General features: G+C 68.6%; 6 protein-coding genes and 1 pseudogene. 4 read left to right on the forward strand and 3 right to left on the reverse strand.

The window, feature by feature from the left end; all coding sequences use genetic code 11:
* The first annotated feature begins 629 nt into the window (after positions 1–629).
* The 4 genes from AB0G02_RS23930 to AB0G02_RS23945 all read left to right on the forward strand — a co-directional run bounded on the left by AB0G02_RS23930 (position 630) and on the right by AB0G02_RS23945 (position 4,658).
* Positions 630–2,951, forward strand: coding sequence for a glycoside hydrolase domain-containing protein (locus tag AB0G02_RS23930; protein WP_360797695.1), 2,322 nt, complete (start codon positions 630–632; stop codon positions 2,949–2,951).
* A 41-nt stretch (positions 2,952–2,992) separates the two neighbouring features.
* Positions 2,993–3,406, forward strand: a complete 414-nt coding sequence (locus AB0G02_RS23935) for a hypothetical protein (protein ID WP_360797696.1) — start codon at positions 2,993–2,995, stop codon at positions 3,404–3,406.
* 3 nt (positions 3,407–3,409) lie between these two features.
* Positions 3,410–4,081, forward strand: coding sequence for a hypothetical protein (locus AB0G02_RS23940; RefSeq protein WP_360797697.1), 672 nt, complete (start codon positions 3,410–3,412; stop codon positions 4,079–4,081).
* A 241-nt stretch (positions 4,082–4,322) separates the two neighbouring features.
* A complete protein-coding gene (locus AB0G02_RS23945; protein WP_360797698.1) occupies positions 4,323–4,658 on the forward strand; it encodes a hypothetical protein in 336 nt (111 codons plus the stop codon).
* Here AB0G02_RS23945 and AB0G02_RS23950 read toward each other — a convergent pair.
* From AB0G02_RS23950 to AB0G02_RS23960, 3 genes and pseudogenes are all read right to left on the reverse strand, one after another.
* Positions 4,603–5,463 carry a hypothetical protein gene (locus AB0G02_RS23950; protein ID WP_360797699.1) on the reverse strand — a complete coding sequence of 287 codons (861 nt, stop codon included), beginning with the start codon at positions 5,461–5,463 and terminating at the stop codon, positions 4,603–4,605. The two genes, AB0G02_RS23945 and AB0G02_RS23950, sit on opposite strands and share 56 nt — an antisense overlap.
* Before the next feature lie 451 nt (positions 5,464–5,914).
* Positions 5,915–6,514, reverse strand: a complete 600-nt coding sequence (locus AB0G02_RS23955) for a hypothetical protein (RefSeq protein WP_360797700.1) — start codon at positions 6,512–6,514, stop codon at positions 5,915–5,917.
* Between the two features lie 97 nt (positions 6,515–6,611).
* Positions 6,612–7,583: pseudogene (locus AB0G02_RS23960) on the reverse strand (hypothetical protein); the annotation flags it as partial.

The raw sequence follows: 7,583 nt of genomic DNA on the forward strand, positions 1-7,583 counted from the left end.
GACCGCCCGGTCACCTCGATCCGCCCGCTGCGCACGACGGTGCTGCGGACCGACGACCCGGTGCTGGTCTGACCACCATCGCCCCGGTGACCGCCCGACCCGAGATCCCCACGCTCGCGTAGGTCAGCCCTAGCCGCGGGTGAGGTCGGCGGTGATCGTCCGGGTCGGAGGTCGGGGACGAAGCCGTAGCCCAGGCCGGTCGGGCCCGGGGTGATCGCGGTGTGGCCCGCGGCAGAGCTCGTTCGGCGACGCGGGTCCGCGCGTCCAGTCGACACCGCGCCGGGCATCCCACTACGACTGCGCCGCCCCCGTCGTCCTGGAACGCATCGACGGGACGTCCGGCGGGCTCACCGCCCCAGGCGCGTGACCACGGGCGTTCCCGACCGGGAAGACGCGACGATGCCTCGGATAGCCCATTGACCCCTCTCGCGGTGCGGCGGTAGACAGGACGAGGCGGCGCGCACCGGAGGGGGATCCAGGCGACTGCCGCGTTGTTCCGGTCGGGTGGGGTCCGACGTCCGGGGGATCGTCCGCGCTCAGCACGAGGCTTCCCGTGCCGACGCGCCGACTTCCGTGCGCGCGTCGCGTCGCCGCAACGGCCTTCCGGGGGTTTGCAGGGGGTGGGGGCCATGGCCGATCCGAAAGTCCTCGAAGCACAGCAGTGGGTGAACGCCACCTACGGCGCCGTGCCGGGGTACAACAGGTGCGAGGAGAACGGCCGGACCGGCTGGGCGACGATGTACTCGCTCACCCGCGCGCTCCAGCACGAGCTGGGCATCACCGCGTTGTCCGACAGCTTCGGTCCCACCACGATGGCCAAGCTGGCGGAGAAGGGCGACGTCGGGTACGGCTACGCCAACCAGAACATCGTCCGCATCGCCCAACACGCGTTGTACTGCAAGGGGTACTGGGGCGGCGACACCACCACGGGCGAGTACGGCACCGCCACCTACAGCTCCGTGCAGGCGCTGAAGATGAACGCGGGGCTGAACGGGGACGGTCGCATCCAGCCCAAGATCTTCAAGGCCCTGCTGACGATGGACGCCTACGTCCTGCTGTCCGGCGGCAACGAGGAGGTCCGCCGCATCCAGCAGTGGCTCAACTCCTCCTACCTGGGCAAGTCGACGTTCTTCCTCATCCCGTGCGACGGCCACTACTCCCGTGACGTGCAGGTGGCCCTGATGAAGGCCATCCAGTACGAGATCGGCATCCCCGAGGACCAGGCCACCGGCAACTTCGGGCCGGGGACGCAGGCGGGGCTGCGCGCCAACACGGTGGCCGGTGGCTCCCCCGCCCAGTGGGTCCGGCTGTTCAGCGCCGCCTGCGTGTTCAACGGCGTGGTCGACGGGACCGTCACGTCGTTCAAGTCGGCCTGGGACGACCTGATCGCCCAGTACGTCGGGACGTTCCAGCAGTTCTCGGTGCTGCCCCGCACCGGCGTGGGCGACTACCAGACGTGGGCCCAGCTGCTGGTGTCCACCGGTGACCCGGACCGGCCCGCGAGCGCCTGCGACACGCGGTTCCACATCAGCGTCGACCGCGCCCGCGCGCTGAGCGCCGCGGGTTACCAGGTCGTCGGCCGCTACCTGGACGAGGACCCCTCCAGCACGCTGGACAAGGAGATCCAGCCCGGCGAGCTGGACGCCATCTTCACCGGCGGCATGCGGGTGTTCCCGATCTCCCAGTACAACGCGCGCAGCGTCGACGACTTCACCTGGTCGCAGGGCTACGACCACGCGGTGAAGGCCCACGGCCGCGCGGTCGGCTACGGGTTCAACCCGGGCACCGTCATCTACTTCGCGGTGGACTACGACGCCACCGACGAGCAGATCACCTCGAAGGTCCTGCCGTACTTCCACGGCGTGCAGGCCGGGCTCGCCAACCGCGGCAAGCGGTACATCGCGGGCGTCTACGGCTCCCGCAACGTGTGCTCCCGGGTCAGCGACCAGGCGTTCGCGAGGTTCTCGTTCGTGTCGGGCATGTCGTACGGGTTCTCCGGGAACCTGGGCTTCCCCATGCCCGCCAACTGGTCGTTCAACCAGATCAAGGAGTTCCGGTTCGTCGCGGGCAGCGACTCCTTCGACCTCGACCGCGTCGTGCACCGGCCGGGCGGCGACCCGGGCGTCGGTCGGGAGAACGTCGGCCGCGACGACTCGCCGGTGGACCGGTACCTCGACTACATCGACGGGCTGTACGCCACCGCGGCGGCCTACGGGGGCGACGCGAACCTCCGCGTGCTGGAATACCTGCGCTACCCCAAGTACGTCGACCTCTACAGCGGTTGGCAGACGCTGATCGGCGACGTGGACCGCGCCTGGATCGACCACGCCCGTCTCCACGCCCCCGCGAGGGTCGAGAGCTACGCCGACCCGTCCTACGGCGTCACCGTCAACGTCGACCACTTCGGCGCCACGGCCAACGCCGTCCTGCTCAAGGGCAGCGGCGCGGGGACGCGCGTCAGCCGGGGCGACTTCGGCGGCTGGGGCGGTGACCTGGCCACGTTCTACGGCGAGTGGCGGGCCAACGGCGACTCCTACGCGTCGGGCCACGCGTTCTGCGCCGACCGCCTGGCGAAGATCAACGTGTCGTCGTCGTTCTCCTTCAGCGACCTCGTCGAGGACGTGGACGGCTACCTCATCGGCACCGCGGTGAAAAACGGCGCGAGGGTCGACCAGGCGATCCGCGCCCACCTCACCGGCAACGGGCACGTGTCCCGGTTCCGCGACTTCCACGACCGCCGGTACGGGGGCAGCACCGCCACCGCGGTCGAGACCGCCCGCACCATGCTGATCAGCGACGGCACCGACCAGGTGCTCGGTGGTCTGTGCGCGGCAGCGGTCCGGACCACGGGTGGCTGGAACTGCCTGCTGCCCAACATGATGCCGGCCGACAAGCTCGACCCGTTCCTGGAAGGCTACGCAGAAGCGGTCGACGGCCTGTCGAGGTCGTGACGCGGTCGTGACGCGGTCGTCGCGGGAGGTGCGGTGCGGGCATGGGGAACGCGGTCGCGGTGCTGGTGGTGTCGGTGATCGCGGTGGTGGTCGTCCACACCACGGTCGGTCGCCTGTTCTCCCGACCGGTCCGGTGGTGGGCCGAGGCGGCGGTGTGCTCGGCGGTCGGGGCGTTCGCGGTGTACGTGTGGGGCGCCTGGCAGATGTACACGCCGGACGTCGAGGAGACCTGCGTCCTGGTCCACCACCAGCCGTGGGACCCGGCGTACGGCCGGGAGAGCCTGATCCCGCTGAGCAAGAAGTGCAACGCGTCGTTCGACCTCGTCCCGCCGCACGTGAACACCGCCGTGGTCGTCCTGCTGATCGTCACCGCGGTGTCGGTGCCGCTCGCCCTCCGCGCCGCCGCGGCGAAAAGGGCAGACGCCGACCGGACCCCGACCAACGAGGAGCGTTGAGCCGTGACCGAACTGCCTGGTGCGTCCCCGTCGATGGACCGTCGACGATTCCTGACCGTCCTGGGTGGCGCGGGTGGCCTCGCCGTCGCCTGGTCGACGGGCGCGGTCCCCGCCGCCCACGCGGCCGGCGCACCCACGGCCAACGGCTGGCCGGTCCTCGGCGCGGGGTCCGGGGCGCTCGCGTCGTACGTGGTGGAGGGCACGAACGTCGCGGTCACGCTGCTGTCCGGCGAGACCGCCACCGTGCTGCTGCACGTGATCCGCCGCTTCCACTACGAGGTCGGCGCGCTGGAACCGGGACAGGTCGTCGGCCACACCGAGCAGCCGGGTCCGACGCCACCCGAGTCCAACCACCGCTCGGGCACCGCCGTCGCGATCCGCCCCACCCAGTACCCGAGCGGCGCCAAAGGCGGCCTGTTCCCGCACGAGGTCGCGATCGTGCGCGACATCCTGGCCGACTGCGAGGGCGTCGTGCGGTGGGGTGGCGACTACGCGCGAGCCCCGAAGGAAGGCCACTTCCAGATCGACGTGAGGCCCGACTCGAAAGCCCTGGCCCGGGTGGCGCACAAACTCGACGGACCACATGACTCCGCCGGCACCACCGCCGACCCGTTCACACCGGCACGACGCCGAGCTGCGGAAGCCCTGGCCCACTACCAAATCGCCACCGGATGATCCTCGCATCTACTATCGGCGGCCGTGTCGTGGCTGAACATGACGAGGAGAGGTGTGAGTGGATTCCCCTCCTGAGGCGGTAGACCTCCGCCACATCACCGGAGCCCGGGCGCGCGCGGTCCTGGAGATCGTCGACGACGAGGGTGGATCCGCAGCACTCCAGGTCGACCTGTCGGACGGGTCGTCCCTGTTCTGCATAGTGTGGAGCGATTGGAGGCTGGTCATCGACCACCGACGTGACGTGGCGCTCGCGGACTACTTCTGGCCACCCGAGAAGTTCTCCGCCACACCGATCCTGACCGACGTCCCCGAGGCCGGCTGGAAGGTGCTCTCAGCCGTCGCGTCGACCGACGAGGTCGGCCAGGTGATGCGAATCGACCTCGACCTCGACGGCCGAACCATCACCGCCCGGTCGTTCGGCGGTGAGATCGTCATCGAGACGACTCTTCCCAAGCCCAAGCCGCACAACGCGCATGCCGCAAGTTCGGCCGGAGAAGTCGGTCACGGCGATCCCGCGGTGCCTATCGCATCAGCAGCAGGGCCCAGTCGCCGCGGTGGTTCTCCGGCCGCACGGTGATCGTGACCTCCCCGCCGCCCACGGGCAGCTTGTGCACCGACACGAAGCCGCTATAGGTCCACGAGCCCGAGGTCCGGACCACGCCTCCGAAGTCGAGCAGCACCCGGCCCGGGGCGTTGGTGACGAACCGGTACAAGCCGTGCTCCGGCAGCACCGCTGTCACCTGCTGCACACGACTGGGTTCGGTGGGATCCGACCGCAGCAGGACTTCGCCGTCCTCCAGCGCCACTTGCTCCTCGACCGACCAGAGCTGCGGAGGGCGCGGCGGCAGCGGGTACTCGTCGACCGGAACCGGCTCCCCGATCGACACCCGCACCTCCAGGCCCGGCGGCACAACCGGTGGTTCGGCACCTGCGACCTGGGCCTCCGAGGACACCACCACGGTGACCACCGCTTCCCTGCCGACGACCAGGCCGCGCCAGTCAGCGATCTCCGGGTTCAGACGGTTGCAGGGCGTCTCGAACACGGGAACACCGTTGGCCGCGACAGCCACTCGATAACCGAGCGGATAACCCTCGTCGGTCGCGCACTCCATGAAAAGAACAGGTGCACCGAAGCGCGGCTTGTACCGAATGGTCACCGGTTCGGGTGCCGAAGCGGCCCCTTTAGCCACGATTAGAGTGCCCTCGCGATACTCCCCTGCACGATGCGTCGAATGAGGAACGACGGGCACCGCGACGCCCGGTTCGCCCTCCCGGTGCAACTGCGTCGTGATCACCGCCGTACCTGCCAGCAGCAAACCCGCCACCAGGGTCAGCACCCGTCGCCGACGGCCCGTCCGCGCCTCGTCCACCACTGCCGCCATCCGCACCTCGTGCACGTCCCGGGTATCCTGCAGCGCCGGCCCCCGCTCCGCCCCGAAGTCCCACCTCGCGGCGCAAGCCCTGATGAGGATCCGCCCCCCTCTGTCCCATTACCGAGCCGAAAGTGTGCGGTTCGAATTTCTCATTACCGCGAAACCCGCTGTTCAAAGGTTGAGTCGACAGACAGGCGAACACCTTCGTCGCAAAGACTACCGACCACGATGCTCGGACGTTGCCGAAACGACGGATCTTCCCGCAAACCCCGATGCGGCTGAAGCTGCAGCGGAACGTTCATCACCTGCACGCCTCGCAGACGGTCGACCATTCGCCGGCTTTCCGAACAGTCCAGGTCAACGCGGGTCAAGTTCAACGCCGTACTCCGGGTATTGGGTTCTTCGCCTGGTGACGTAGCGGTCGTGCATGCCCGCAGTAGCGACGGGAGCAGTGGGGCGGTCATGGCTGAGCCAGCGGCGATGTCATCCGCTCCTGCTCCCCGGTCGACAGGTCGGCGGCGATGACGACCCTCACCGCGAACGCCAGGGTGATCAGCGACTCGGTGATCGACACGGCGAGCAGGTCGCTACGAACATCGCTAGCGGCCCAGTAGAGCGCGGTCGACAACAGCGACGGGACAACGAACATCAGGAGGTCCACCGCCAACTGCGCGAACTTGTCGAGCCTCCGTAGCGGGCCGTGCCGGTGGACGGACTCCCACGCGAACATCCCGGCGAGGCGGCCGTCGGTCACTACCAGTGCGGGTGCCAGGTGTCGACGCAGGTACCTGCCGATCGCCGATATCTTCTGGTCGTTGGCGAGGTAAGTCCACCCGAGGATCATGCACACAAGAGGCAACAGCAGCAGCAACTGCGGCCGCCCGGCCGGTTGGATCACCAGCGCGAGCATCGCCGTGAGCGCGGCGAGCGCGGCATACGTCAGCCGGTCGCGCAACGCGATTCGGGACTTCTGCTCGGCTTTGAGCGCGTCATACTCCGCCAACAGGACATCTTTGACCGCGTCTTCCGGCTCGGTCCCACCAACTCGGGTGCCAGTCATCTGATTGTCGTCACTCCTTCCGGCTCGGTTCGCGTCCTGAGCGTCCGTTCGGTGCGAGGTGGCACGAGTTAGACGACCCTGCCCGAACGTGCGCACATCAGTCTGACCAGGCCTGCGACCAGAGGGTCCGGCGGTCCCGTTCCAAGTCGATCCACGCGGGGCCCTGATGGGCAACGGCCTCCAAGACCGGAAGGGCTGAGTCCATGCCGGAGGTTGCTGCGGCGAGCCGCTCCAGTTCTGTTTCGTCCTCCACTTCCGAATCGTCCTCGAGGTCGAGACGCTCGTTGATCCTGATGATCTCCGCGCCGTTCAGGAGTCGGAGCTTGAACTCGCGGTTGCGCACTTTGCGGGAGGGCTCACCCGGTACCTTCTTGGCCGTCCTTTCCAGGACGCGCAGCGACGCGGACGCGATGCGGTCGTACCCGAAGACATCCCAGTTCTCGTTCTTGAACTCGCCAGTATTGAAGTTCAAGTACACCCGCGAAGCACGGATCCCGTGTCTCGTGAGCAGGATGACGGTAACCAGGTACGCGGTGTAGCGCGGCGGACCGTGGGACACCAGTCCACGCCGAGCGCCGGGCGCGACCTGGTTGATGACCACGTGTGAAACGAGGTCGCGCTCGGCGATGTTGCCCGCACGCAGCGCCTCGGCCTTGAGGTGTGCCTTGTCCAGCGCCAGCCAGCGTGCCATGTCGCTGTCGGTCGGCCGGTCGGCCAACTCTTCCCGCCACCGGCGGTACTCGGCTTTCTCCTCCTCGAACAGTTCGTTCGCCTCTTTGCGCGGTAGCAGCGCCGCGCGGCCGGCTGCTACCACTTCTACCAACGTGGGCAACGCGAACCAACCGCCTACCAGGATCGCCACGGCCTGCACGCGCTGCGCCGGGAACAGCAGCAGGAGCAGACCCAGCACAGTGATCAGCACACCGGCGGCCTGCCACAGGCGGGCGCCGCCCGGAGCGGTAGGTTCCGGCTGACCGTACGGGTCGTGATGCGGCCAACGCTTCGCGACCCGCCGGGCGTGCCAGTCGAACAGCCACTTCAGCTCTCTGACGTCCTGTCCGCTGCCCCG

The organism is Actinosynnema sp. NPDC023658, assembly GCF_040639995.1.
Taxonomy (GTDB): domain Bacteria; phylum Actinomycetota; class Actinomycetes; order Mycobacteriales; family Pseudonocardiaceae; genus Actinosynnema.

Excerpts from the sequence above, each read along its gene's own strand:
- AB0G02_RS23935 (WP_360797696.1), top strand. The coding sequence starts at position 2,993 with ATGGGGAACGCGGTCGCGGTGCTGGTGGTGTCGGTGATCGCGGTGGTG.
- AB0G02_RS23930 (WP_360797695.1), top strand. The coding sequence starts at position 630 with ATGGCCGATCCGAAAGTCCTCGAAGCACAGCAGTGGGTGAACGCCACC.
- AB0G02_RS23955 (WP_360797700.1), bottom strand. The coding sequence starts at position 6,514 with ATGACTGGCACCCGAGTTGGTGGGACCGAGCCGGAAGACGCGGTCAAA.
- AB0G02_RS23950 (WP_360797699.1), bottom strand. The coding sequence starts at position 5,463 with ATGGCGGCAGTGGTGGACGAGGCGCGGACGGGCCGTCGGCGACGGGTG.